22 protein-coding genes are annotated in these 23917 nt (G+C 67.9%); 5 read left to right on the top strand and 17 right to left on the bottom strand.

The genetic code is table 11. From position 1 onward, the window contains the following. Positions 1-303: 303 nt before the first annotated feature. Both tyrS and ACZYZF_RS12510 read right to left on the bottom strand, forming a co-directional pair. Positions 304-1590: a tyrosine--tRNA ligase gene (tyrS, locus tag ACZYZF_RS12505; RefSeq protein ID WP_463746905.1), complete on the bottom strand. Its 1287-nt coding sequence runs from the start codon at positions 1588-1590 to the stop codon at positions 304-306. 27 nt (positions 1591-1617) lie between these two features. Then, entirely contained in the window at positions 1618-2229 is a 612-nt protein-coding gene (locus ACZYZF_RS12510; protein ID WP_463746931.1) for a DNA-3-methyladenine glycosylase, read from the bottom strand. 80 nt (positions 2230-2309) lie between these two features. Here ACZYZF_RS12510 and ACZYZF_RS12515 point away from each other — a divergent pair, with 80 nt between their 5' ends. The 3 genes from ACZYZF_RS12515 to ACZYZF_RS12525 are packed head-to-tail and all read left to right on the top strand — an operon-like array spanning position 2310 to position 4480. Then, positions 2310-3095 (top strand): ABC transporter ATP-binding protein, encoded by a 786-nt coding sequence (locus tag ACZYZF_RS12515; RefSeq protein WP_463746904.1) that lies wholly within the window; start codon positions 2310-2312, stop codon positions 3093-3095. Continuing rightward, positions 3020-3847, top strand: coding sequence for an ABC transporter permease (locus tag ACZYZF_RS12520; RefSeq protein ID WP_463746903.1), 828 nt, complete (start codon positions 3020-3022; stop codon positions 3845-3847). Before ACZYZF_RS12515 ends, ACZYZF_RS12520 begins: the two co-directional genes overlap by 76 nt. Before the next feature lie 6 nt (positions 3848-3853). After that, positions 3854-4480 (top strand): TetR/AcrR family transcriptional regulator, encoded by a 627-nt coding sequence (locus tag ACZYZF_RS12525; protein ID WP_463746902.1) that lies wholly within the window; start codon positions 3854-3856, stop codon positions 4478-4480. Here the strand turns inward: ACZYZF_RS12525 and ACZYZF_RS12530 are convergent. The 3 genes from ACZYZF_RS12530 to ACZYZF_RS12540 all read right to left on the bottom strand — a co-directional run bounded on the left by ACZYZF_RS12530 (position 4463) and on the right by ACZYZF_RS12540 (position 8309). Continuing rightward, positions 4463-4681, bottom strand: coding sequence for a Trm112 family protein (locus ACZYZF_RS12530; RefSeq protein ID WP_463746901.1), 219 nt, complete (start codon positions 4679-4681; stop codon positions 4463-4465). The two genes, ACZYZF_RS12525 and ACZYZF_RS12530, sit on opposite strands and share 18 nt — an antisense overlap. Positions 4682-4690: 9 nt before the next feature. Continuing rightward, positions 4691-5236, bottom strand: coding sequence for a hypothetical protein (locus ACZYZF_RS12535; protein WP_463746900.1), 546 nt, complete (start codon positions 5234-5236; stop codon positions 4691-4693). 76 nt (positions 5237-5312) lie between these two features. Next, positions 5313-8309 carry an acyl-CoA synthetase gene (locus tag ACZYZF_RS12540; protein WP_463746899.1) on the bottom strand — a complete coding sequence of 999 codons (2997 nt, stop codon included), beginning with the start codon at positions 8307-8309 and terminating at the stop codon, positions 5313-5315. A 154-nt stretch (positions 8310-8463) separates the two neighbouring features. Here ACZYZF_RS12540 and ACZYZF_RS12545 point away from each other — a divergent pair, with 154 nt between their 5' ends. After that, the gene (locus ACZYZF_RS12545) at positions 8464-10257 is read left to right on the top strand and encodes an ABC-F family ATP-binding cassette domain-containing protein (RefSeq protein WP_463746898.1); all 1794 of its coding nucleotides are present in this window, start codon (positions 8464-8466) and stop codon (positions 10255-10257) included. Here the strand turns inward: ACZYZF_RS12545 and argH are convergent. From argH to ACZYZF_RS12595, 10 genes are read right to left on the bottom strand one after another with little or no spacing between them, the layout of a single operon-like run. Further along, positions 10254-11681, bottom strand: coding sequence for an argininosuccinate lyase (gene argH / locus ACZYZF_RS12550; RefSeq protein ID WP_463835890.1), 1428 nt, complete (start codon positions 11679-11681; stop codon positions 10254-10256). The genes ACZYZF_RS12545 and argH overlap by 4 nt on opposite strands. A gap of 31 nt (positions 11682-11712) precedes the next feature. Next, positions 11713-12912, bottom strand: coding sequence for an argininosuccinate synthase (locus ACZYZF_RS12555; protein WP_463746896.1), 1200 nt, complete (start codon positions 12910-12912; stop codon positions 11713-11715). Positions 12913-12935: 23 nt separating this feature from the next. Beyond that, positions 12936-13412 (bottom strand): arginine repressor, encoded by a 477-nt coding sequence (locus tag ACZYZF_RS12560; RefSeq protein ID WP_463746895.1) that lies wholly within the window; start codon positions 13410-13412, stop codon positions 12936-12938. A gap of 1 nt (position 13413) precedes the next feature. Then, positions 13414-14346 carry an ornithine carbamoyltransferase gene (argF, locus tag ACZYZF_RS12565; protein WP_463746894.1) on the bottom strand — a complete coding sequence of 311 codons (933 nt, stop codon included), beginning with the start codon at positions 14344-14346 and terminating at the stop codon, positions 13414-13416. Continuing rightward, a complete protein-coding gene (locus tag ACZYZF_RS12570; RefSeq protein ID WP_463835891.1) occupies positions 14343-15518 on the bottom strand; it encodes an acetylornithine transaminase in 1176 nt (391 codons plus the stop codon). The genes argF and ACZYZF_RS12570 overlap by 4 nt, the downstream gene beginning before the upstream one ends. Continuing rightward, positions 15515-16393 (bottom strand): acetylglutamate kinase, encoded by an 879-nt coding sequence (gene argB / locus ACZYZF_RS12575; protein ID WP_463746892.1) that lies wholly within the window; start codon positions 16391-16393, stop codon positions 15515-15517. Before argB ends, ACZYZF_RS12570 begins: the two co-directional genes overlap by 4 nt. Continuing rightward, positions 16390-17607: a bifunctional glutamate N-acetyltransferase/amino-acid acetyltransferase ArgJ gene (argJ, locus tag ACZYZF_RS12580; protein ID WP_463835892.1), complete on the bottom strand. Its 1218-nt coding sequence runs from the start codon at positions 17605-17607 to the stop codon at positions 16390-16392. Before argJ ends, argB begins: the two co-directional genes overlap by 4 nt. Next, positions 17604-18638: an N-acetyl-gamma-glutamyl-phosphate reductase gene (argC, locus tag ACZYZF_RS12585; protein ID WP_463835894.1), complete on the bottom strand. Its 1035-nt coding sequence runs from the start codon at positions 18636-18638 to the stop codon at positions 17604-17606. The genes argJ and argC overlap by 4 nt, the downstream gene beginning before the upstream one ends. Positions 18639-18686: 48 nt before the next feature. Continuing rightward, positions 18687-19070: a hypothetical protein gene (locus ACZYZF_RS12590; protein ID WP_463836178.1), complete on the bottom strand. Its 384-nt coding sequence runs from the start codon at positions 19068-19070 to the stop codon at positions 18687-18689. Then, positions 19030-19551 (bottom strand): MerR family transcriptional regulator, encoded by a 522-nt coding sequence (locus tag ACZYZF_RS12595; protein ID WP_463835895.1) that lies wholly within the window; start codon positions 19549-19551, stop codon positions 19030-19032. The genes ACZYZF_RS12590 and ACZYZF_RS12595 overlap by 41 nt, the downstream gene beginning before the upstream one ends. A 45-nt stretch (positions 19552-19596) precedes the next feature. Between ACZYZF_RS12595 and ACZYZF_RS12600 the strand changes: the two genes are divergently transcribed. Beyond that, complete coding sequence (locus ACZYZF_RS12600) at positions 19597-20226, top strand: maleylpyruvate isomerase family mycothiol-dependent enzyme (RefSeq protein ID WP_463835896.1); 630 nt, start codon at positions 19597-19599, stop codon at positions 20224-20226. A gap of 7 nt (positions 20227-20233) precedes the next feature. Here the strand turns inward: ACZYZF_RS12600 and pheT are convergent, their stop codons facing one another. Both pheT and pheS read right to left on the bottom strand, forming a co-directional pair. Continuing rightward, positions 20234-22735, bottom strand: a complete 2502-nt coding sequence (pheT, locus tag ACZYZF_RS12605) for a phenylalanine--tRNA ligase subunit beta (protein WP_463835897.1) — start codon at positions 22733-22735, stop codon at positions 20234-20236. Next, entirely contained in the window at positions 22735-23805 is a 1071-nt protein-coding gene (pheS, locus tag ACZYZF_RS12610; RefSeq protein ID WP_463835898.1) for a phenylalanine--tRNA ligase subunit alpha, read from the bottom strand. Before pheS ends, pheT begins: the two co-directional genes overlap by 1 nt. Positions 23806-23917: the final 112 nt, after the last annotated feature.

Below are 23917 nucleotides of genomic sequence, written 5' to 3' on the forward strand. Positions count from 1 at the left end.
CCCTAAACGGGAAAAAGAATGTGGCCAAAAACAACAAACAAAAACCACCAAACACACTATTGAGTTCTCAAACAACACGCCCGAGTTTGTCGCGCAGAAATCCCGCGGCTAAAAGCCGCTGAACTTTACTGCGGGCAGTGAGAATACCCACCGTAATGGGTGTCTCTCTCGGATTTTGTCTTCGCTCTCCGGCGCTTGTCCGTGTCGCTCTGACTTGGAATAAGTTACGTGAGCGCTAACAGCGAGTCAAATCGCCTGGTCACTGCGACGTTTTCCCAGGTCAGAGCCCGGTCGCCGGTTGGCCTAGGCGCCCACGCGCTCGACCCCGGCAATGTGCCGCTTGCCACGTCGCAACACGAGCCACCGCTCATACAGAAAATCAGAATGCTGTGGTATCCACTCGTCGCTTTCAATACGAATGTTGTTCACATACACACCGCCCTCGGCGACGTTGCGGCGTGCCGCACCCTTACTTGCCGCCAACCCGGTGCCGACCAACAAATCCACGATCGAATCCGGGCCGCCGGGCTTCAGCTCGGCAACCTGTCCACTACTGGCCTCGCGCAGCGCGGCGCCGAGGGTGGATTCGTCGAGGTCGGTCAACTCCCCCCGGCCGAACAGCGCCTGACTGGCGAGCTCGACCGCTTTCGTCGCGCCCTCCCCGTGCACCAACGTGGTGAGCTCCCGGGCCAGCCGTTTCTGGGCGGCACGCTCGTGCGCGCGGTTATTGGTGGCGTCCTCGAGCTCGGCGATCTCGTCCGGCGTCAGAAACGTGAACCAGCGCAGGTAACCGATGACGTCGGCATCGGCGGCGTTCACGAAGTACTGGTACCAGGCATATGGGCTGGTCATCTCGGGGTCCAGCCACACATTGCCGCCGCCGGTCGACTTGCCGAACTTCTTGCCTTCCGAGTCGGTGACCAGCGGAGTCGTCATCGCGTGCACCGTGGTGCCCAACTTCTGACGCACCAAGCGGGCGCCGGCCACGATGTTGCCCCACTGGTCGGAGCCGCCGATCTGCAACGCGCAGCCGTGGCGCTGATGCAGCTCGACGAAGTCATTGGCCTGCAGCAGCATGTAACTGAACTCTGTGTAGGAGATGCCGTCGCCCTCTAACCTGCGTTTGACCGTCTCCCGGTCCAGCATCACGTTGACCGAGAAGTATTTACCCAGGTCACGCAGGAATTCGATGGCCGAGAGCCGGGCCGTCCAATTCAGGTTGTTCTCGACGATGGCACCGGTCGGGGTGTCGTCGAATTCGACGAACCGCTCCAGCTGGCCACGAATGCGGCCGGCCCAGTCCGAGACGGTGTCGGCGGTGTTCAGCGTGCGCTCCCCCGTGTCGCGGGGGTCACCGATCATCCCGGTGGCCCCGCCGGCGAGCACGATCGGTCGGTGCCCGGCGCGTTGGAACCGGCGCAGCGTGAGCAATGGGACCAGATGGCCCGCGTGCAGGCTGGGCGCGGTGGGATCGAAGCCGGAATAGACGGTCATGGGTCCCTTGGCCAGGTCATTCGCCAGCGCATCGCGGTCGGTCGATTGGGCGATCAGCCCACGCCAGTCCAGCTCATCCAGGATTCCCATGCTCATGACGACGATCATGCCGCATCGCGGAGGTCAATCACTGGCACCGGGCGCAGGGGCACGCGGGCTGCGCCGATACGCCGAAACCTCTCCCCGATCCGCCAGCCACAACCGCCATCTGCGGTCGGCGGCCTTGCTCACCCCGACCCGTGGTCCTTCCACTGCCGGAGCCGCATCGCGCAACGCCAGGCGCACTGGACTGTCGGCATCGAAGAGGTCAATTCCGTTGTCTTCCATCGTGATTCCCAGCGCCGAACACAGATTTCCGGGTCCCCGTGCCAGGGCGGCCGGCAGTATCGCCGGTCCGCGGCGCCGGCCGGCCAGCTCGGTGCCGGCACTCACCGACGCGGCTCGCAGCAGGACCGCACCCGCGACGCCGTCGTATCCGCAGACCACGTTGGCGCAGACGTGGATGCCGTGGCTGCGGTAGGTATAGAGGTGTCCGGGCGGGCCGAACATCACGAGATTGCGACCACCGGCGCCGCGAAACGAATGTGACGCGGCATCGGGCCAGGGGCCGTCGAGCGGTCCGCCGTACGCCTCGACCTCGACGATGACAGCACTGACACCGCGGCCGGTCAGCTCGGCCCCCAACAGCCGGCGGGCCGCGAGCAGGGGGGCGCCAGTCAACAGCTCGGTGCCCATCTGCAAGCCCACCCGAGCGATTTTGCCCTCCCCGACATTGACCGTTGACACCGGCCGGACTTGCGCGCACTATTCATCACATGATGACTTCATCGATTGATGAATTCTCGACCCCGCCTCCGTCCGACGCCCGCGCCCCCGCCGTCGACATCACCGGACTGCAGGTCAGCCGGGGTGGCCGCCCCGCAGTTCGCGACCTCTCGGTGCGGATCGCCCACGGTGCCATCACCGGCCTGCTCGGTCCGTCAGGCTGCGGCAAGACCACCTTGATACGCAGCATCGTCGGTACCCAGATCATCGAGGCGGGCACGGTCACGGTGCTCGGACATCCCGCCGGTTCGGCACCGCTGCGCCACCGGGTCGGATACGTCACCCAGGATCCGACGATCTACAACGACCTGCGAGTCGTCGATAACGTCCGGTACTTCGCCGCGCTGTACGGCACGTCGGCAGACTCGGCGGCCGACGCCATCCGCGCGGTCGGTCTCGACGATCACCGCACCGCGTACTGCGGCAATCTCTCCGGAGGTCAACGGACCCGGGTCTCGCTCGCCTGCGCGTTGGTGGCCGAACCCGAACTCCTGGTGCTCGACGAGCCCACCGTCGGCCTCGATCCGGTCCTGCGGGTCGACCTGTGGGAACAGTTCAACGAACTGGCACGACGTGGCACCACGCTGCTGGTTTCCAGCCACGTGATGGACGAGGCCGATCACTGCGGTGACCTGTTGCTCATGCGTGAAGGCCGCTTGCTCGCCCACACCACCCCTGACCGGCTACGGAAGGACACGGCATGCACGTCCCTGGAGGAAGCGTTTCTCACCGTCATCCGGCGCAGCGACTCGGACGCGACCAACCGAGCCGACTGAGCCCGGCGGCCTACCTGGCCACGACCGGTCGGATCCTGCGGCAACTGGCCGCAGACCATCGCAGCGTGGCGATGATCCTCGTGGTGCCGAGCCTGATCATCACGCTGATGTACTTCATGTTCCAGAACACCCCGCACCCGCCGGGACACCCATCACCGTTCAACAATGCGTGCCTCATCATGCTCGGCGTCTTCCCGCTCATCGTGATGTTCCTGATCACGTCGATCACCATGCAGCGGGAACGTGTCTCGGGAACCCTCGAGCGGATCTTGACCACACCATTGCGCCGGTTCGACCTGCTGGCTGCCTACGGCACCGCTTTCTCGATCGCCGCTGCGGCCCAGGCCATCCTCGCCTGCATCGTCTCGTTCTGGTTCCTAGGCCTGGATACCGCGGGCAGCCCTGTCCTGGTGTTCCTGATCGCGATCATCAACGCCGTGCTGGGCGTGGGGCTGGGCCTGTTGTGCAGCGCATTCGCCCGCACCGAGTTCCAGGCAGTCCAGTTCATGCCCGTGGTGATCGCGCCCCAGCTGCTGTTGTGCGGCATCATCGTGCCGCGCGCCGCCCTGCCGGAATGGCTGCAGTGGATCAGTAACGTCCTGCCTGCCAGCTATGCACTCGAAGCCCTGCAGCAGGTCGGCGCCCACCCTGAGCTGACCGCCATCGCGGCCCGTGACATCGCGATCGTGGTGGGATTTGCAGTGCTGGCACTGTGCCTGGCCGCGGCGACCCTGCGCCGCCGAACCCCGTAGGAAGCCGTGAGCACCGACATCGATTCCGAACGAGAACGAAAACGCCCCGGCCGGCCCGCCGGGCCGTCGGACAGACGCGAGCGCATCTTGACCAGTGCGCGGGAATTGTTCTCCCGCAACGGGATCGACAAGACTTCGATCCGCGCCATCGCGGCCGAGGCCGGGGTGGACGCCGCGCTGGTGCATCACTACTTCGGCACCAAGACCCAGCTGTTCGCCGCCGCGATCCACATCCCGATCGATCCGATGACGGTGATCGGAAAGCTCAAAGAGGTGCCGGTCGAGCAGATCGGACACACGCTGCCGTCAATCCTGTTGCCGCTGTGGGATTCCGAGATCGGCAAGGGCTTCGTGGCGACGCTGCGCTCGATCCTCGCCGGCAACGACGTATCGCTGGTCCGGTCATTTCTCCAGGAGATCATCGTCGGCGAAATCGGACCACGGGTGGACAACCCGCCCGGCAGTGCCCGAGTCCGCATCCAATTCGTCGCCTCGCAACTGGTCGGCGTCGCGATGGCGCGCTACATCCTGGAGTTGGAGCCCTTCGCCTCGCTGCCGGCGGACCAGATCGTCGAAACCATCGCACCCACCTTGCAGCGCTATCTGACCGGTGACCTACCGGGACTCCCCTGACCCGGCCAACTCGATCAGCCGGCGATGCTCGGCATCGTCATCGATGGCCACGGCCTCGTCGACCAGTAGGACCGGGATGCCGTCCTCGATCCGGTAGGCCCGCCGCAACCGGGGGTTGTAGAGCCAGTCCGTCCCCGCGAGCAGCAGCGGACCGCGGTCCTGCGGGCAGACCAGGATGCTCAGAAGCTTGTCGTCGACCACCACGTGAAGTTAGCCCAACGGGATCTGGATGCCGCCACTCGGGCCGGGCTGTGCCCCGGCCCCGCCCGGAATCGGAGCGATGCCTCCCGGGAACTGGCCCACCCCGGGGTTCAACCCACTCTGCTGCGGAATCTGAGCGTTGGACTGGGCCTGCAACTTGCGCTGGTAGGACAACGTGCTCTTGAGCGCGTCGATCAGCGGGCCCTGGTTGGGGCGCTTGTCGAGGGCCTTGGTGATGGCTTCACGGTTGGCATTCGACGGCTTGTACCCCTGCTGACGCAGCTTCATGATGTCGTGGATCAGCGTGGAGATCTGGCCACCGCCCTCGCCGGTGTCGTAATCCTTGGCGATGATGGACAGCGCTTGGTCGGCCGTCATCGGCGGGGCCGCCGGCGCAGCGGACCCGGGTGCGTCCGCTGCAGGCGTCGGCTGGGCAGGATCGGCCGCGGCTGTCGGCGCACCCGCGCCTACCAGCAGACCAAGGACCAGCGCACCGCCGGTCACCGATCCGGTGACCGCCCGACGCCAGCTGTTCGCACCCGATCCCGATGTCATCGATCCTCCAGTCGTTCTGCCGTTCGCCGGAGCGTAACAGCGCATTCTGGCCCCGGCATCCCGTCCGGCGACGCGATCAGCCGGACTCCGGCTCGCCGTCGGGGACTCCCGCAACGAGTTCCGCCCGGCCCGCGGCAGTCAGTTTCTTGTACGTTCCGGTATCGCCGTCGAGGTACCAGCAGTTACGCCGGCCGGATTTCGGGATGCCCGCCGCCCGCAACGGCGCCACGAGCGGGCGGTACGACGCGCCGAGTTCCATGTCGGCCACCACGTGCACCACGTCGGGCGGGTTACCCGCGGCCAGATCCTCGAGGGCGAGTGACAGATCTGCCGTCGGCACGCTGCCGCCGGGACGCAGCGCCAGCGCCGTCACCGCCAGCTGCCGGCCTGCCTCTTCGACCCCGTAGGTGACCGACATGTCGACCGCGTCCAACCGACCGACCGCGTCGTTGACGGCCGTCGCGAACACCGGCCCCCGTTCGGTACGGATCACCGCACCCCGGTTGTCGACCAGCCAATAGTCACCGTCCTCATCACGACGGAACAGGAACTCGGTGGACACCCAGGTGTCGGCCGGCGCGAACACGCCACGCTTGACCACAGCAGTCGGATCGACCGGGCCGCGCGGGTGGGCGAGAAGCACACCGACCTCGTTGGCCTCGGCCTTGCGCACGAAACCGTGTTCGTCCTCCAGGATCAGATCGTCGTCGGCGTCGTAGGCGGCAAGTTCGACGGTGCCGCCACCCGGTAGCGGACGCCCCTTGCTGCCGATCTTGGCGCCGGACACGTTGGCCAGCACGGCCTGGCCGTCTGTGGTCGCGAAGAACTCGACGACGTGGGCCGGCTCGAACACGTCGACCACCCGCTTCCACAGCCCGGCAGGCATACCCGAGCCGATGAACAACCGGACCGGGTGACTTCCGGTGAGCGAGAACGACGGGTCGTCGATGACCTCGCGCAGCATGGCCCAGGTGTAGGACACGACCGTGACGCCGTACTGCCGGATCTCCTGCAGGAAGCGGTCGGGCTGCAGCCCGCGGGACAGCGCGATGCGTGACCCGCCGACCACCGCACCGCCCAGGCTGACCAGCAGGCCGGACTGGTGATGCAGCGGAGTCAGGCAGTAGACCGTGTCGCCGCGGCCGAGGTTGGCCGCCGACGCGGTGCCGAACGCGGACAGCGCCCACCGGAAGTTGGTGATCTGACGGGCCACGAGCTCGCCGCCGACCTCGCTGAAGGCGACGAAGGCCAGGTCGCGGGCCAGGCCCGGGTTGGGCCGGTACCAGCCGGGGAGTTCGACGACGTCTGGGTCGATCTTCTCCATGTCCACGACAGCGGCGACGTCTTCGGTTTCCTCGGGGAGATCGAGGTCGCGGTTCTCGCCGCCGCCGAGGACCAGCACCCGCGCATCGAGCGCCCGGGCCATGTCGAGGTGGCTCGGGTCGGCGATGATTTCGGTGACGCCGCCGAGACGGGCGGCCGCGGCCAGATCCGCCTCCGGCAGCAGCACCGCCACCGCCCCCAACCGGGACAGCGCCGCAATGGCGACCAGGGCACTCGGCCGGGTGTCCATCAGGACGCCGACGCGGGCGCCCTGGCGCACCCCGACGTCGATCAGGCCGTGCACCACGTTGTTGACCCGGCGGTCCACTGCTTCGTAGGTGTGCACCCGGCCGTCGAACAGCAGCGCCTCACCGTTGGGCGCGCTGCGCGCCTGCTCGCTCATGATCCGGCCCAGCGAAATCCGGGTGTGGTCGTTGACCTGCCCCAGCCGGGCCAGGCGTGGCAGCGTACGGGCCGTCTCGATGACCAGGGTCCTGGCGTTCTTGTTCGCCGCCATCAACGCGTCGGCTGCCGAACGGGCCACCCCGAACGCCATCTCGGTGGCCGCCGTCGCGCCGTGGGTGACGCGGGTGGAGAACGACACCCCGCCCTCCGGGCGGTCTGCCGGCTGCGATCCCATCGGAACCACGCCTTCCGGCATCTGTTCTCCACCAAGCCATTTCACCCACTGCGCCACCGTCGGCCAGGTCTGGTCGGAAGCCTTCGAACCCACGACCAAGCCGAAATGTCCTGCCCTGATCAGATATTCGTAAACATCCGCATCGGGCGCAGCCCGCTTGATGCCCCGGACCGCGGCCGGCTGGCCGATATCGTCGACCTCGCCGACCACCGCGAGGATCGGGCAGTCGATGTCAGAAAGCGTGACGAGGTCGCCGCGGATCGAAAAGCCCCCGGTCATCATCCGGTTGTGTGAGATGAACTGCTTGAGCAGTTCGGAGATCGCGGGCCCCGACCACGCGATCCAGCCCTCCGAGGACAGGAACCGGCGCTGCTGTTCGCGCGGCAGCAGGGCCTCACGGTCGTGCAGCTGACGCAGGAACTCCAGACGAGACTGGGCGGTCTTGATCGGGTCGAGCATCTGAAAACCGGTGCGGGCCAACCAGCCCGGGATGTCGATGCGGCTGAACACGTGATCGGCCATGAAATCCGCCGCACCCGCGGCGACCCCGGCCGGCAGGTTCATCGGCAGTGCGGCCAGGGTGTCCACCGGGGCACCGAAGGCGATGATGCTGGCCAGATCCTTGGACCGCCGGTAGGCCGCGGTTTGGTAGGCGAACATCCCACCCTGCGAGTAACCGGCCAGGTGCACGTCGCGCCCCGTGACCTCTTTGACGACGTCGATGGCCTCCGACAATCCGACGACGTGGTCGGCGAGGTTGCGCTGCATGCCACCCTCGACCTTGTCGGGCGAGCCGAAATCGATGACCCAGGGGTCGATACCGGCGGCGTGCAGGATGCCGACCGCACCATCGTCACGCGTCACGTCCCACATGTCCGCCGACATCATCATCGGATGCACCATCAGCACCGGCGGACGCGGATTCTGGGCCCCCGGGCGGGCGTCCGGCGGAAAGTACCGCCGCAGCCGGTACATCGGCACGCTCTGGATGATCTGGAACGGCGACGGGACCGCACCGGTCTCCAAGCCCCCGTAGCGCAGAACCTCCAGGCCATTCTGCGCGGTCGCCAGCAACCGCTCGACCGGTCTGGTCACTGCTGAGAAATCCACCAGCTTGCTCCCCACCTGACAACTCAACCCCGACCCCGATTGACGTCGTCATCATGGCACAACAGCAACCGATCACCGACTTGATCACGCCTACGTGCGTAGCCGCCCGATGCGGTGCCGGTGACGGAGGCGCCGAACGATAGGGTCGGCGGCGATGGCACACCTGCTCGGGGGCGAAGCCCTGCATCTGGAGTACCCCACCGGCGTGGTGTTCGACTCCGTCACGGTCGGCGTCAGCGAAGGCGACCGGATCGGCATCGTGGGCCGAAACGGCGACGGAAAATCCAGCCTGCTGGCCATGCTGGCCGGCCGACTCGAACCCGATTCCGGCCGGGTGACCGTCCGCGGTGGTGTGCGGGTGGGCGTCCTCGACCAGGCCGACACCCTCGACGACGCGGACACCGTCGGGCACGCCGTGGTGGGTGACGTCCCCGAACACGAATGGGCCGGTGACCCGCGCGGGCGCGACGTCATCTCGGGTCTGCTCGGCGACCTGCCCTGGGACGCCGAACTCCGCACCCTCTCGGGCGGACAGCGGCGCCGGGTCGCCCTGGCCGGGCTGCTCGCCGGCGATCACGACGTGCTGGCCCTCGACGAGCCGACCAACCACCTCGACGTGGAGGCAATCACCTGGCTCGCCGAGCATCTCAAGAAGCGCTGGTCGGCATCCTCGGGTGGGCTGCTGGTGGTGACGCACGACCGCTGGTTTCTCGACGAGGTCTGTACGGCCACCTGGGAAGTACACGACCGCATCGTCGAACCGTTCGACGGCGGCTACGCCGCATACATCCTGCAGCGGGTCGAACGCGACCGGCAGGCGGCCACCATCGAGGCGCGGCGGCAGAACCTGGCCCGCAAAGAACTGGCCTGGCTGCGCCGCGGCGCTCCGGCCCGCACCTCCAAGCCGAAGTTCCGAATCGACGCGGCCAACGCGCTGATCGCCGATGTGCCGGAGATCCGGGACAAGGTCGCACTGCAGTCCCTGGCGGTGTCACGGCTCGGCAAGCAGGTCGTCGACCTCCTGGACGTGTCGGTGAGCTACGGCGACCGCGAGGTGCTGCACCAGGTCGAGTGGCGAATCGCCCCGGGTGAGCGCACCGGGATCCTCGGCGTCAACGGCGCCGGAAAATCCACGCTGCTCGGTCTGATCGACGGTTCGGTGCAGCCGACCTCAGGCCGGGTCAAACACGGTAAGACGCTGCAGGTCGCGACCCTCACCCAGACCGTCGACGAGCTTGAGCCTCACCTCGGCGACCCGGTGCGGACAGTGCTCGCCAACCTGCGCACGTCGTATGTGTTCGGTACCGGGTCGAAGGCTCAGGAACTCACGCCCGGGCAGTTGCTGGAGCGTCTCGGGTTCTCCAACGCCCAGTTGTCGACACCGGTCAAGGACCTCTCCGGCGGACAGCAACGCCGCCTGCAGCTGCTGTTGATCCTGCTGGCACAGCCCAACGTGCTGATCCTCGACGAACCGACCAATGACCTGGACACCGACATGCTCTCCGCCATGGAGGATCTGCTCGACTCGTGGCCCGGCACGCTGATCGTGGTGAGCCACGACCGCTATTTTCTGGAGCGGGTCACCGACCAGCAGTACGGGATCCTCGGCGGGCATCTGCGGCATCTGCCGGGCGGGGTGGACGAGTACCTGCGATTGCGGGCCGCGCATGCATCGGCGACCGGCGCCGCGCCGGCACCGGCCGCCGGCACTACACCCGACGGGCTGTCCGGCGCCGATCTGCGGGCAGCGCAGAAGGAGGTGTCCGCCCTGGAACGCCGGCTGGAGAAACTGCAGCAACAGATCAACCGGTCCCGGACGGCGATGGCGGACCATGACCAGTCCGATTTCGAAGGGCTCGCGGTCAAGGTGGCCGCCATCCGCGCGCTGGAGGACGAGGTCACCGAGGTCGAGGAGCGTTGGTTCGAACTCGGCGAGCAGATCGGCTAACGGCGCAAGCGGATTCGTAACTCCTCAGCGGTGTTGCGGACCACGCCGAGCTGCTTGGCGACCTGAACCGGTGCGGTGCCGCCACGGGCGCTGCGCGCGTTCACCGAACCTTCGACAGTCAGCACTTCGCGCACCTGCGCGGTGAGTGCCGGGTCGATCTCGGCGAACTCGTCGTCGGTCAGCTCGTCGAGCCCGACGCCGCGCCCCTCGGCCGCCTGCACCGCGGCACCCGCGGCCTCATGGGCGACACGGAACGGAACACCTTGGCGCACAAGCCATTCAGCGATATCGGTGGCCAGCGTATAGCCCGCGGGAGCCAGCGCGGCCATCCGGTCCTCGTCGAAGGCCAGGGTGGCGACCAGTCCGGCCATCGCCGGCAACAACAGCTCCAGCTGCGCCACCGAGTCGAAGACCGGTTCCTTGTCCTCCTGCAGGTCCCGGTTGTAGGCCAGGGGCTGGGCCTTGAGCGTGGCCAGCAAGCCCGTGAGGTTGCCGATCAGCCGTCCGGATTTACCGCGGGCCAATTCAGCGATGTCCGGATTCTTCTTCTGCGGCATGATCGAACTGCCGGTCGACCACGAATCGTGCAACGTGACGTAGCCGAATTCGGTTGTGCTCCAGAGGATGATGTCCTCAGCGAGCCGGGACAGGTCCACGCCGATCTGGGCGAAGACGAACGCCGCCTCGGCGGCGAAATCGCGCGCCGCGGTGGCGTCGACGGAATTGTCTGCCGCCGAGGCGAATCCGAGATCCGCGGCGATCGCGTCGGGATCCAGTCCGAGAGAGGAGCCGGCCAACGCCCCCGAGCCGTAGGGCGAGACCGCGGTGCGGTCATCGAAATCGGCGAGCCGGTCGACATTGCGCAGCAGCGGATGAGCGTGGGCCAACAGATGGTGGGCGAGCAGGATCGGCTGGGCGGCCTGCAGATGCGTCTTGCCGGGCATGATCGCCGTCGGATGGGCCGCCGCCTGGGTGGCCAGGGCGTTGACCACCTCGAGCACGCCGTCGGCCACGCGGCGGACAGCGTCGCGCAGCCACATCCGGAACAGTGTGGCCACCTGGTCGTTACGGGAGCGTCCGGCGCGCAGCCGGCCACCCAGATCCGGTCCGACCCGGTCGATCAGCCCGCGCTCAAGCGCGCCGTGCACGTCTTCGTCAGTGACCAGCGGCTCGAAACTGCCGTCGGCGACGTCTTCTCCGAGGCTGTCCAGCCCGGCCAGCAGACCGTCGCGCTGCTCATCGGTGAGCAGGCCCGCCCGGTGCAGAACGCGGGCATGGGCCTTGGACGCGGTGACGTCGTACGGCGCCAGCACCCAGTCGAAGTGGGTCGACTTGCTCAGTGCGGCAAGGGCAGCCGAAGGGCCATCGGCGAACCGGCCGCCCCACAGCGATCCCTCGTTGGTGGTTCCGTCGTTGGTGCTCATGTCACCCTCACTGCTCGGCGGTGCTTGCTGCTTACAGACCCAGGTCGCGCTTGGCCGAGATCTTGGAGCTCAGACCGTGCAGCAGCACGAAGCCCTTGGCCGCGCTCTGGTCGAAGCTGTCGCCCTCGTCGTAGGTGGCCAGGTTGAAGTCGTACAGCGACTCCCCGGAACGCCGGCCGTTGACGATGACGCTCCCGGCGTGCAGAACCAGCCGGATGTCGCCGGAGACATGCTCCTGCGTGTGCTCGACGAACGCCTCCAGGGACCGCTTGAGCGGGCTGAACCACAGGCCGTCGTAGGTGAGCTCGCCCCACTTCTGGTCCACGCCGCGCTTGTACCGGCCCAGCTCACGCTCCAGCGTCACATGCTCCAGTTCGGTGTGCGCGGTGATCAGCACCATCGCACCCGGCGCCTCGTAGATCTCGCGGCTCTTGATGCCGACCAGCCGGTCCTCGACCACGTCGAGCCGGCCCACGCCCTGCGCACCGGCCCGGGTGTTGAGCTCCTGGATGATCTCCAGCACGCTGAGCGGACGACCGTCGATCGCGACCGGGCGACCCTTGTCGAAACTGATGATCAGCTCGTCGGGGGCGTTGAAGTTGACCGTCGGATCCTGGGTGTAGTCGTAGACGTCCTTGGTCGGCGCGTTCCACAGGTCCTCGAGGAACCCCGTCTCCACCGCACGGCCCCACACGTTCTGATCGATCGAGAACGGTGACCGCTTGGTGACGTTGATCGGGATGGCGTTCTCCTCGGCGAACGCGATGGCCTTCTCACGGGTCCAGGCGTAGTCGCGAACCGGTGCGATGACGTCGAGTTCGGGGGCCAGGGAGGCGAAGCCGACCTCGAAGCGCACCTGATCGTTGCCCTTGCCGGTGCAGCCGTGCGCGACGACGGTGCCGCCGTGGCTACGAGCCGCGTCGACCAGGTGCTTCACGATCAGCGGGCGGCTGATGGCCGACACCAGCGGGTAGCGATCCATGTAGAGCGCATTCGCCTTGATGGTCGGCAGGCAGTATTCGTCGGCGAACTCGTCACGGGCGTCGACCACGACGGCCTCGACCGCACCGCAGTCCAGGGCACGCTGGCGTATGACCTCCATGTCCTCGCCGCCCTGGCCGAGGTCGATGGCGACGGCGACGACCTCTTTGCCGGTCTCCTTGCCGATCCAGCTGATCGCGACCGAGGTGTCCAGACCTCCGGAGTACGCCAGGATGACGCGTTCGGACATGAGCAATCTCCTTGTTTTGGGCTTTATTTCAAGTTCTCGATGATGCCGGCGAGCTCTGCCCCGGTCATCGGGTCGCGCGCCACCATCAGGATGGTGTCGTCACCGGCGATGGTGCCGACCACATACGGCAGGGCAGCACGGTCGATCGCGCTGGCCAGGTAGTGCGCTGCCCCTGGCGGGGTGCGCAGCACGGCAAGGTTAGCGCTGGCGTCTGTCGACACCAGCAAGTCCCCCAGCAAGCGGGTCAACCGCTCGGTACCGCCGGACACACCCCGCACCGGGCTGCCGTCCTCGGGTACGACGTACACCCCGACGCCGCCGTCGGCGCCACGCAGTTTCACCGCGCCGAGTTCCTCCAGGTCCCGCGACAGCGTGGCCTGGGTGACCTCGATGCCCTCCTGGCCCAGCAGGGCGGCCAGTTCGGTCTGGCTACTCACCTGCCTGGACGACAGGAGCGTGATGATGCGGGCCTGGCGGCCGGCACGGGTCGGTGCGCTCACGTCAGGATCGCTCCAGGAGCCACACCAGCATGGCCTTCTGGGCGTGCAGCCGGTTCTCGGCCTCGTCGAACACCGCGCTCTGCGGCCCGTCGATCACCTCATCGGTGATCTCGTGACCGCGATGCGCCGGAAGGCAGTGCAGCACAATGGCTTCCGGGTCGGCACGCTTGAGGAGGTCGGCGTTGACCTGGAACGGGCGGAACGGCCGCACCCGGTCGAGCCCGTCGTTCTCCTGACCCATCGACGTCCAGGTATCGGTGACGAGCACGTCGACCCCGTCGACCCCGGCATGTGCGTCATCGGTGAGGGTGACGGTCGCCCCGGTCTCACTGGCACGGCGCTTGGCGGCATCGACGAACTGCGGGTCAGGTTCGAAACCGGCAGGTGCGGCGATGGTGACGTGGATACCCGCGGTGACGCCGCCCAGCATCAGTGAGTGCGCCATGTTGTTGGCGCCGTCGCCCAGGTAGGTCATTCGCAAACCTTTGAGGCCCTCCACCCCGCCCCGGCGCTCGGCCAGTGTCTGCAGGTCGGCCAGCACCTGGCAGGGGTGGAATTCGTCGGACAGCGCATTGACAATCGGGACGGAGGCGCCACTGGCCATGGCGGTCAGCCGCTCCTGGGCGAAGGTGCGCCACACGATCGCGTCGACGTAACGGGACAGGACCGCCCCGGTGTCCTCGAGGGTTTCCTCGCGGCCCAACTGGGTGCTGCGTCCGTCGACCACCACGGCATGCCCGCCGAGCTGGGCGATGCCCATCTCGAACGAGAACCGGGTGCGCGTCGAGTTCTTCTCGAAGATGACGGCGACCCCGCGCGGGCCTTCGAGCGGGCGCCGCGAGAACGGTGCCTTCTTCAGCTCGGCGGCCAGCGCGAGCACCTCGGCCTGCTCATCGGGCGACAGATCGTCGTCACGCAGGAAATGCCGGATCATGATTCAGCCTCCACAGCGGTGTCGAGAACGGTGGGCAGAGCGGACAGGAACGTCTCGATCTGCGGTTCGGTGATGATCAGTGGCGGCGCCAGCCGGATCACGTCCGCAGCAGCGGCGTTGACCAGGAAGCCCGCGTCGCGGGCCGCGGCCTCGACCGCCTTGGCGCTGGGGGCGGTCAGCACCACTCCCTGCAGCAGGCCCTTGCCGCGCACGTGGTCCACCAGCGGATGGCCCAGCTCCTCGATGCCGTGGCTCAGGGTCTTGCCGAGTACCCCGGCCCGGGCGATCAGGTCCCCATCCGTCAGCGCCTTGAGCACGCCCAGCGCGGCTGCAGTGCACACCGGGTTGCCGCCGAAGGTGCTGCCGTGCAGGCCCGGGGTGAGCAGATCACCGGCCGGCCCGATGGCCAGGCAGGCCCCGATCGGCAGCCCGCCGCCCAGGCCCTTGGCCAGAGTCACGATGTCGGGGGTGATGCCGTCGTGCTGATGGGCGTAGAAGACGCCGGTCCGCCCGACTCCGGTCTGTACCTCGTCGAGGACCAGCAGCGCACCGTTCCTTGTGGTGATGTCCCGGGCAGCAGCCAGGTATCCGGCCGGCGGGACGACGACGCCGCCCTCCCCCATGATCGGTTCCAGGAACACCGCGGCGGTATGTGAATCGACCGCGGCCGCAAGGGCTTCGACGTCGCCGTAGGGCACGTGGGTGATGTTGCCCGGCAGCGGTTCGAAAGGTGCCTGCTTGGCGGGCTGGCCGGTCAGGGCCAGCGAACCCATCGTGCGGCCGTGGAAGGCGCCTTGGGCGGCAACGATATTCGTCTTGCCGGTCAGTCGGGTGATCTTGAAGGCCACCTCATTGGCCTCGGTACCCGAGTTGCAGAAGAACACCCTCGCCTGGGTGCCCAGATGCCCGACCAGGGCCTCGGCCAGCGCGATGCCCGGCTCGGTGGCATAGAGGTTGGACGTGTGGCCCAGCGTGTTGAGCTGGGCGGTGACAGCCTCGATGACCGCGGGGTGACGGTGCCCGAGGAGGTTGACCGCGATCCCGCCGAGCAGGTCCAGATAGGACTTGCCGTCAGTATCGGTGACCACGACGCCGTCACCGCCGGCCAGCGCCAACGGCGGGGTGCCGTAGTTGTTCATCATCACCGCTTCCCAGCGGTCCTGGAGGCTCATGCGGGTACCACCTTGGTTCCGGTTCCTTCATCGGTGAAAAGCTCGACGAGCACACAGTGTTCGACACGGCCGTCGATCACATGCGCGCTCGGCACCCCGCCGGCCACCGCCCGCAGGCAGGCCTCGATCTTGGGCACCATCCCCGATTCGAGCTTGGGGAGCAGCTGCGTCAGGGCCCCGGTGTCGATCTCGCTGACCAGCGAGGAGCGGTCCGGCCAATCGGTGTAGAGCCCCTCCACATCGGTGAGCATGACCAGCTTCTCGGCGCCCAGCGCCTCGGCCAGGGCCGCGGCCGCGGTGTCGGCGTTGATGTTGTGCACCACGCCGTCGACATCCGGCCCGATGGTCGAAACCACCGGAATCCGGCCCGCGGCAATGAGATCCAACAGCGATCCGGCGTTGACGTGTTCGACGTCGCCGACCAGCCCGATATCGGTGGCGACCCCGTCGACGGTGACGCTGCGCCGTACCGCGGTGAACAGATGCGCGTCCTCACCGGTGAGGCCCACTGCGTACGGGCCGTGAGCGTTGATCAGGTTGACCAGCTCCCGGCCCACCTGACCGAACAACACCATCCGCGCCACATCGAGGACCTCGGGTGTGGTCACCCGGAAGCCGCCCTTGAAATCGCCTGGGATGCCGAGCTTCTTGAGCATCGCGCTGATCTGCGGCCCGCCCCCGTGCACCACCACCGGGTGGATACCGCAATTGCGCAGAAACACCATGTCGGCGGCGAAGGCCGCCTTGAGGATGTCGTCGGTCATCGCGTTACCGCCGTACTTGACGACGACGATCTTGCCGTGCAATTGCTTGAGCCACGGCAGCGCCGAGGCGAGCACCTGGGCCCTGACGCCGCGCTCGATGGCCTGGCTCATGAGCTGTAGGCCGAGTTCTCTTCGACGTAGGCGTGCGACAGGTCGGTGGTCCGGATGGAAGCACTGTGGTCTCCCGCGCCCAGATCGACCACCACGGCGATGTCCTCGCCGGACAGGTCGACATCGCGCGCACCCGGGGCGCCGGCCCCGTCGATGCAGACCGGAGAACCGTTGAACGACACGCTGATCCGCTCCGGATCGAGCTTCACCGGCGCGATGCCGACCGCGGCCAGCACCCGGCCCCAGTTGGGGTCGGAGCCGAACAGCGCGGTCTTGACCAGGCTGTCGCGGGCGATGACGCGCGCCGCGACCAGTGCGTCGTCCTCGCTGCCGGCGCCGGTGACGGTGATGACGACGCGCTTGGTGACGCCTTCGGCGTCGGCCTGCAGTTGCGCGCACAAGTCGTCGCAGACCCGCAGCACAGCCTCGTTGAGGTCGTCCTGACTCGGGGCGATCTCGCTGGCGCCCGACGCGAGCAGCAGCACGGTGTCGTTGGTCGAGCAGCTGCCGTCGACGTCGAGCCGGTCGAAGGTCAGTGCCGCGGCCCGCTTCAGCGCGACGTCCAGGGCTGCGGCGTCAACGACCGCATCGGTGGTCAACACCACCAGCATGGTCGCCAGCGACGGCGCCAGCATCCCGGCGCCCTTGGCCATCCCGCCCAGGGTCCAGTTCTCCCCCGACTCCACCGAATGGTGCAGCGCAACCTGTTTCGGCACTGTGTCGGTGGTCATGATGGCCCGTGCCGCGTCGTCGCCGCCCGTCAGGCCACCGGCGATCTCGTGGACGATCTCGGTGACCCCGGCCAGCACCTTGTCCATCGGCAACCGGTCACCGATCAGGCCCGTCGAGCACACCGCAACTTCGATGGCACCGGTCTCGGTGCCCCAGTCGCTCAGCGCGGAAGCGACGGCCTCGGCGGTGGCATGGGTGTCCTGGAAGCCCAGCGGACCGGTGCAGGCGTTGGCGCCACCCGAGTTCAGGACCACCGCGCGCAGCCGGCCGGTGGTCAGCACCTGCTGTGACCATTGCACCGGGGCAGCCTTGATCTTGTTGCGGGTGAACACGCCCGCGGCGGCGTGGTCGGGCCCCTCGTTGAACACCAGGGCCAGGTCCGGCGCGCCGGAAGCCTTGATCCCGGCGGCGATCCCGGCCGCCCGGAAGCCCGCGGGGGCGGTGACGCCCTGCGTGCGGACCAGCTTGGTTTCCTCGGTCACGGTGCCACTCCCACGATCGACAGTCCTTCGGTTTCCGGCCAGCCGAGCGCCAGGTTCATCGACTGCACCGCGGCGCCGCCCGTGCCCTTGGTGAGGTTGTCGATGGCGGCGATGGCGACCATGGTCTTCGCTTCGGTGTCCACTGCGACCGCGATCTGCGCGGCATTGCTGCCGATCACCGACCCCGTCTTGGGTAGCTGCCCCTCGGGCAGCAGGTGGATGAACGGCTCTGCGTCGTAAGCCTTTTCGTAGGCAGCCCGGATCTCGTCGTTGGATGCCTCGGTGCGGGCGGTGCAGGTGGCCAGGATTCCCCGGGAGGTCGGGATCAGCACCGGGGTGAAGGAGACGGTGACGTCCTTGTCGGTCACCGCACGCAGCCCCTGGGCGATCTCCGGGGTGTGCCGGTGCTCGCCGGCGATGTTGTAGGCGCGTGCCGAGCCGATCACCTCCGAGCCCAGCAGGTCCACCTTGGCGGACTTGCCCGCACCCGAGGTGCCGCTGACGGCGACCACGGTGACGGCCGGTTCGACGAGGTCGGCGCCGACGGCGGGCAGCAGCGCCAGCAGTGCCGCGGTCGGATAGCAGCCCGGCACCGCGATGCGCTTGGCGCCCTTGAGCCGGTCCCGGGCACCCGGCAGTTCGGGCAGCCCGTAGGGCCAGCTGCCGGCGTGCGCCGAACCGTAGAACTTCTCCCAGTCGGCGGCGTCGGTGAGCCGGAAGTCGGCACCGCAGTCGATGATCAGGGTGTCGGGACCGAGTTGCTCGGCGAGCGCCGCGGAATGACCGTGCGGCAGGCCCAGGAACACGACGTCGTGGCCGGCCAGTACCTCGGCATCGGTGGCTTCCAGGATGCGCGAGGCCAGCGGCAACAGATGCGGGTGATGCTCAGCCATGCTGGTGCCCGCGCTGGAGGCCGCGGTCAATGCCCCGATGGTCAACCGGCCGTCAGCGTAGGCCGGATGCCCGAGCAGCAATCGCAGGATCTCTCCCCCGGCGTACCCGCTCGCGCCGGCCACCGCTATCGAAGTCATGCGGCAATTCTGCATTGTTATGCATGCAGATGCAAACTCATTAACCGGCTAAGCGGCGGCGATGCAGAGCGCGTCGTAGAGCCAGCGCTGAGTGGATCCCACAGTAGTGGCCTCCCCCGCGATTTCACTGAACAGGCTCCAGTACCGGCGGACGTCCGGATCGGTGTCGGCGCCGGCATTTGCGGTGAGCATCCGCCGAAAGCGCGGCGTGTCGGAAACCCGGCGGGCCCGGGCGTGCGCATCGACGAATCGGTCGACGGCAGGTCCGTCCGAAGGTGGCTGACCGAGGCCACCACGATCGCTGATGCCCGCCGGCTCGAACCCGCCACAGCTGCTTGGCCATGACCGTTCCGAACTCCGCCCGGCGGCGCAGACGAGCAGCAGAGCCATGTCACACGCCTCGGCGACACCGGTGACGACGGGCGAGCGCAACAAGTTCTGCGTACGCGACGACGCGGGCCGCGCTCGCCTCGCCGGGCGGTTGCGGCACCGTCATCTCGACGAACTCGTCGAACATCGTCATCGACGTCGCCCCCGCGAACAACCGCCGCCAGAACCCGACGAGAACATCGTGCCCGCGACGCCCCTCCTGGGCGGTGACCAGTCCCTCCAACGCTGCCAGGCGACCCTTCAGACCGGTCAACTCCGCCTCGATGGCTCGTTGTTCGGCCGCCACGGCCTCACCGATCGACGTCCGGCCCGCCAGAATGCCGCCGATGGCGCTCAGGCCGAGACCGACCGCTCGGAGCCGACGGACTAGCCGCAACGACTCGACTGCGGTGGCATCGAATACCCGGTGTCCGCCGGAACTGCGTCGAGGCGCCAGCAGACCTTCGTCGCAGTAGTACCGAATGGTCCGCACCGGCACATCGGTGAGCCGTGACAGCTCACCGATAGTTGTGCTGTGCGTCACAATCTCTTGAACCTCCCCCTGACTGGAGTTTCTAGCGTAATCCGCATGAACACCGAGGACGTCTGGCACGCCGTCGACACCGAAAGACGCAGCCTGCTGCAATTACTCGAACAGCTCAACGCATCGCAATGGCGCCACGCCAGCCTGTGTGACAGCTGGCAGGTCCGAGACGTCGTGGCCCACGTGGCGCTCTCGACCCATGCCCATGTCGGTCGAATTCTGGTCAATCTGATGCGCGCACGCGGCAATCTCGACCGCATGGTGTGCGATACCGCCGTCCGCCACGCCGCGAGAACCGGTGACCGCGAGCTGCTCGGCGAAATCCGGGGCACCATCGGGGCCCGATTCACCGCAGTCGGCACCACGCCGACCGATCGGCTGATGGATCTGCTGGTACACGGACAAGACATCGCGGTTCCCCTGGGCCTTCGTCACGAAATGCCCGTCGAGGCGGCACAGCTGGCGCTCGAACACATCTGGCACCCGCGGTTTCCGTTCCATGCGGCGACGAAGCTCGCCCCGTACCAGTTACGCGCGGTCGATACCGCCTGGGCAGCCGGCGAAGGTCCGCTCATCGAGGGACCGGTGTCGGCGCTGCTCCTGCTCGCCACCGGACGCGAGGCGGCCGCGCTTCCCCACCTGCGCGGCGCCGGGGTCCCCTCATTACGCCCGTGAGGAGAGATCAGCCGCGCAGCACGGCTCCGACCCGCTCACCGGCCACGGCCACCGCGGCGTCACGGGCGGCGCTGGCCTCGTCCTCGGTGAGGGTGCGATCGGCAGCCCGGAACCGCAGCGCCAGGGTCAGCGACTTGCGCCCCTCCCCGATCTGCGGTCCGGTGTAGACGTCGAACAGCCTGACGTCCTCCAGCAGCTCGCCGGCCCCGTCGCGGACGGCATCAACAACTGCAGCCGACGCGACCTCAGCGTCCACCACCACGCTGATGTCCTGGAATACCGCCGGGAAGGGCGATACCGACGGCGCCGGCAACGCTTCGACGATCGGTACGGCATCGAGGTCCAGTTCGACAGCGCAGGTCCCCTTGGGCAGGCCGGTGCGCTCGACGACCGCTGGATGCAGCTGTCCCGCATAGCCGACGGAGGTGTCACCGACGAGTACCTCGGCACAGCGGCCCGGATGCCACGGCAGCTCCTGCGCGGCGCGCAGGGTGAACTCCACCCCGGCCGCCCGGCCGATCACCCGTACCGCCTCGAACGCGTCAGCGGCTTCCACCGGACGTCCGGGGCCCCACGGGCCGGCAGGTTCACGCAGCCCGGTCAGCACCGCCGCGACGTGTTGCGGCTGGCGCGGCAGCGAGGCGTCCAGCCCGGCGATCTCCTCATCGGTGGGCCTGCGGTCGTTCGGGATCCGCTCGACGGACCGGGTCTGCTCGGTGGGATGCACCACCTGCTGAATCGCGAACAGCGCGACATCGGCGGCACCGCGGGAGACGTTGCGGCCCAACGCCTCAAGGAGGCCCGGCAGCAACGTGGTGGCCAGCTGCGGCCGGTCGGCCTCCAGCGGATTGAGCACCTTCGTGGCGTTGCGCCGCGGATCGTCGGCAGCAAGGCCCCACGCGTCGAACACCCCGGCAGGCAGGAACGGCGACGGCAGGACCTCGACGAAACCGGCCAGCGCCAACGACTTCCCGATCGCCCGGTGCCGCTTCTGACCCGCGGTCAGACCACGCCCGGCCGGCGCGGTCGGCAGCACCGACGGGATGGACTCCAGCCCCTCCAGCCGCAGCACCTCCTCGACCAGGTCGGCACGCTGACGCATGTCGGGCCGCCAGCTGGGCGGGGTGACGGTGAGGACGTCGGAACCCGCGGCTTCAACGACCGAGGCGCCGATCTGGGTCAGCCGGCGCGCCGTGGTGCCTGCGGCATATTCGACGCCCGCAGTCCGGTCGGGCAGGTCGGCCGGGATCTCGACGGCCGGTTGCGACCAGTCGGTGCGTCCGTCCACGCGCCAGTCCGTGAGCTTCGGCTCCACGGCACCGCCGGCGATCTCGGCCAGCAGGGTCGCGCAACGGTCCAGGGCCGCAACGGAAATGGCGGGGTCGACCGAGCGCTCGTAGCGACGGCCGGCCTCGCTGGCCAGGTGCAGGCGACGCTGGGTGCGCGACACCGCAGCCGGATCCCACACCGCCGCCTCCAGCAGCACATCGGTGGTGGTACCACGCACCTCGGTGGTGCCCGCACCCATCACTCCGCCGATCGCCGCGGTCGCGACGTCGTCGACGATCAGCACGTCGGCCGAGTTCAAAGTCCGCTCGACATCGTCGAGGGTGACGACCTTTTCACCGTCACGGGCGAAGCGCACCGAGAAACCGCCGGTGATGAGACTGCTGTCGTGAGCATGCATCGGATGACCGAGTTCGAGCATGACGTAGTTGGTGACGTCCACGGCGGGCGAGATCGCCCGGATGCCGCTGAGCATCAACCTCCGCTGCAGCCACCACGGCGACACCGCTGCCGGGTCGATGCCGGTGACCGGGCGTAAACCGAAGCGCTGCACCCCGGTTCCGGGCTCGACGGTCAGTGGCCAGGCCTCCCCCTCGGCGGGCAGCGGCGGCACGTCGGCGAGGTCGACGAAGTTCAGATCGTGCGCACAGGCGATCTCGCGGGCCAGGCCGCGCACCGATAGGCAGTAGCCGCGGTCCGGCGTGATCGCCAGATGGAACACCACGTCGTCCAGACCCAGGACCTCGGCGGCCGGGGTACCGGGTGCGGCGGTGCCCTCGGGCAGCACCAGGATGCCCGCCTGATCGACACCCAGGTTCATCTCCGATGCCGAGCAGATCATGCCGTCGGAAACTCGGCCGTAGGTCTTGCGTGTGGCGATGGTGAAGTCCCCGGGCAGGACGGTTCCCGGCAGGGCTACCACCACCAGGTCGCCCACGGCGAAATTCGTCGCGCCGCAAACGATGTCGTGTGGCTCGCCGTCCACATTCTGGATACCGACGTCCACCTTGCAGGCCCGGATCGGCTTCTTGAACTCGGTGAGTTCCTCGATCTCGGCGACGCGGCCGATGGTCAGCGGACCACTGACGGGGCCGATCGGGATGATCTCCTCGACCTCGTGGCCGATTCGGATGAACGTCTGCTCAAGCTCCTCGGCCGATGCGTCCCAATCGGGGGCACCGGCGCGCACTGCCTCACGCAACCAGCTGAAAGGAATCCGCATCAGGCACCGACCCCGAACGGCAGCGAGAAGCGGACATCGCCCTCGACCATGTCACGCATGTCGGGAATTCCGTTGCGGAACTGCAGGGTTCGCTCCAATCCCATGCCGAAGGCAAATCCGGAGTAAACGTCGGGGTCGATACCGCAGGCGCGCAACACGTTTGGGTTGACCATCCCGCAGCCGCCCCACTCGACCCAGCCGGGGCCCCCCTTCTTACCGGGGAACCAGATGTCCACCTCGGCCGAAGGCTCGGTGAACGGGAAGAAGTGTGGCCGGAACCGGGTGCGCCCCTCGGGCCCGAACTGGGCCCGCGCGAACGCGTCCAACGTGCCGCGCAGGTGAGCCATGGTCAGGCCCTTGTCCACGGCCAGCCCCTCCACCTGGTGGAACACCGGTGTGTGGGTGGAATCCAGTTCATCGGTCCGGAAGGTCCGGCCGATCGAGATGATGTAGACCGGAAGCTCGCGCTCCAGCAGTGCCCGGATCTGCACGGGTGATGTGTGCGTCCGCAGCACCTGTCGCGAGCCTTCAGGGGCGAGCGAAGCGACGGGGGAAGCCTGAGGGGCGATCTGGAAGGTGTCCTGCTCACTACGGGCCGGGTGATCCGGCGGGAAGTTCAGTGCGTCGAAGTTGAACTGCTCGGTCTCGACCTCGGGCCCCTCGGCCAGTTCCCACCCCATCGCCACAAAGGTGTCGGCGACGTTCTCGGCCAGGATCGTGATCGGGTGCCGGGCTCCCACCGGCTGGCGCGTCGAGGGCAACGTCACATCGATGCGTTCGGCGACCAGCACCGCGGCGTCGCGCTCGGCCCGCAGCGCGGCCAACCGCTCGTCGTACGCGCGCTGAGCCTCACCCCGGGCGACGTTGACGCGTTTGCCGGCGTCGGCGCGGTCTGCCTTCGGCAGCGTCGCCAACGACTGCCGGGCCAGAGCGATCGGGGCACGGTCACCGAGGTGCTCGGTCTTGGCGCGTGCGAGCGCGTCCAGGTCGCCGGCTTGATCGAATGCGTGCCGGGCCGCTTTCACCGCGTCATCGAGCGCGGCGGCGGACAAATCCTTTTCGTCACCCACTCGGCGACAGCCTCCTTGATGTCTGCGGCACCGGTGTGACGCAAGTGCTGATCATATGTGATCGGCATCTGGCCCTGACGCTGCGGTTTTGGTTCGGTCGGACCTGTCCGGC

Source organism: Mycobacterium sp. IDUB_24 (genome assembly GCF_055419385.1).

Bases quoted from the DNA above. Each gene is read 5' to 3' on its own strand.
- tyrS (WP_463746905.1), bottom strand. From the start codon at position 1,590: ATGAGCATGGGAATCCTGGATGAGCTGGACTGGCGTGGGCTGATCGCC.
- ACZYZF_RS12510 (WP_463746931.1), bottom strand. From the start codon at position 2,229: ATGGGCACCGAGCTGTTGACTGGCGCCCCCCTGCTCGCGGCCCGCCGG.
- ACZYZF_RS12515 (WP_463746904.1), top strand. From the start codon at position 2,310: ATGATGACTTCATCGATTGATGAATTCTCGACCCCGCCTCCGTCCGAC.
- ACZYZF_RS12520 (WP_463746903.1), top strand. From the start codon at position 3,020: ATGCACGTCCCTGGAGGAAGCGTTTCTCACCGTCATCCGGCGCAGCGA.
- ACZYZF_RS12535 (WP_463746900.1), bottom strand. From the start codon at position 5,236: ATGACATCGGGATCGGGTGCGAACAGCTGGCGTCGGGCGGTCACCGGA.
- ACZYZF_RS12545 (WP_463746898.1), top strand. From the start codon at position 8,464: ATGGCACACCTGCTCGGGGGCGAAGCCCTGCATCTGGAGTACCCCACC.
- argH (WP_463835890.1), bottom strand. From the start codon at position 11,681: ATGAGCACCAACGACGGAACCACCAACGAGGGATCGCTGTGGGGCGGC.
- ACZYZF_RS12555 (WP_463746896.1), bottom strand. From the start codon at position 12,912: ATGTCCGAACGCGTCATCCTGGCGTACTCCGGAGGTCTGGACACCTCG.
- argF (WP_463746894.1), bottom strand. From the start codon at position 14,346: ATGATCCGGCATTTCCTGCGTGACGACGATCTGTCGCCCGATGAGCAG.
- ACZYZF_RS12570 (WP_463835891.1), bottom strand. From the start codon at position 15,518: ATGAGCCTCCAGGACCGCTGGGAAGCGGTGATGATGAACAACTACGGC.
- argB (WP_463746892.1), bottom strand. From the start codon at position 16,393: ATGAGCCAGGCCATCGAGCGCGGCGTCAGGGCCCAGGTGCTCGCCTCG.
- argC (WP_463835894.1), bottom strand. From the start codon at position 18,638: ATGACTTCGATAGCGGTGGCCGGCGCGAGCGGGTACGCCGGGGGAGAG.
- ACZYZF_RS12600 (WP_463835896.1), top strand. From the start codon at position 19,597: ATGAACACCGAGGACGTCTGGCACGCCGTCGACACCGAAAGACGCAGC.
- pheT (WP_463835897.1), bottom strand. From the start codon at position 22,735: ATGCGGATTCCTTTCAGCTGGTTGCGTGAGGCAGTGCGCGCCGGTGCC.